Raw genomic sequence first — 1,193 nt, 5'->3', positions numbered from 1 at the left:
CCGAGCCGCCGCCGGCCGCTTTAAAGCGCATCGAGGTTTGCGCCTTGTCCGGCCAAGCCCTGTCGCGCTGGTGTCCGCACGCCAAATCAGGCTGGATCATCCCCGGCGTGTCGCCCATCCGGGCCTGTACGCTGCACAGGCCGATCAAAATCAATCCCGCCAACGGTCTGCGTCAATGTCCGGAAGATCAGGGCCAAGCGGAAACCCGGGTGGCCGAATTTTGGGACAGCGACGAACTGGATGCCTTTCGGCGGGCCGGCGTGCGCCGCGACATGCCGCCGGCTTTCGAGAAAGCCTGCGCGCAAACGGCGGCCGGCGATGCCGCCACCCAGCCGCCCAGGATAGTCTCGCCGCAAGCCGGCCTGAGTTATCCGGTGCGGGCCGGGCAGGCCGGCAGTATCGAATTCAGCGCGGTATCTTCGGCCGGCGGAAGCCGGCTGTTCTGGTTCGTCGACGACCAATTCGTCGGCGAAGGCGCCACGGTACTTTGGCCCGCCAGGCCCGGTCGCTTCCAGGTTGCGGTGGTCGACGAGCAGGGCAGGGCGGCGGATGTGGAATTGACGGCGGTGTCCGCAAAATGATCCGCGGGGCGGAAAATGCCGGAGTGTTGCGGGCTATGTTCCCTGATGCCGCCCCGCAAGCCATGCGTTCCAGCGGTTAAATCACCGTGTTCCTTGGTTTACGTTATCGGGCCGCCACATCTAAGCCGCCTGTGCGGCGGCGGACTGACAACCGCGCCCAGGTTAAGCGCGGCGCCTTTTCTAAGCCGCCTGTGCGGCGGCGGACCCGACGATAGTCTATGTGTGGCCGACCAAAGATTTCTAAGCCGCCTGTGCGGCGGCGGACGAGATTGAAAAGCGATTGCGAACGCGCCATCGTTTCTAAGCCGCCTGTGCGGCGGCGGACGCCAGGAACTGTCAGCATCCGAATCCGGGCGTTTTCTAAGCCGCCTGTGCGGCGGCGGACGTGCGGGTGCGCAAGGTTGGCAGGTCTCCTATTTTCTAAGCCGCCTGTGCGGCGGCGGACCCCGTAAACACGCTGCAGCCCTTTATTATCAATTTCTAAGCCGCCTGTGCGGCGGCGGACGCCATTGGCGACGGCCACGGCTGCACCGGATATTTCTAAGCCGCCTGTGCGGCGGCGGACATATTGGTCGTCCAGGGCAAACCCAGCCGGAATTTTCTAAGCCGCCT

Annotated in this window: 1 pseudogene and 1 CRISPR repeat array; the pseudogene reads left to right on the top strand. The window is 64.5% G+C overall.

The features are described from left to right. A pseudogene (locus NP590_RS20395) lies at positions 1-581 on the top strand (hypothetical protein); the annotation flags it as partial. A gap of 117 nt (positions 582-698) precedes the next feature. After that, positions 699-1,146: direct repeats of the CRISPR family, unit length 28 nt; unit sequence TTTCTAAGCCGCCTGTGCGGCGGCGGAC. Between the last annotated feature and the right edge of the window lie 47 nt (positions 1,147-1,193).

Source organism: Methylomonas subterranea (assembly GCF_024505185.1).
Taxonomy (GTDB): domain Bacteria; phylum Pseudomonadota; class Gammaproteobacteria; order Methylococcales; family Methylomonadaceae; genus Methylomonas; species Methylomonas subterranea.
The sequence above is the reverse complement of the archived record's forward strand: the minus strand, read 5'-3'. Positions and strand labels throughout refer to the sequence as shown.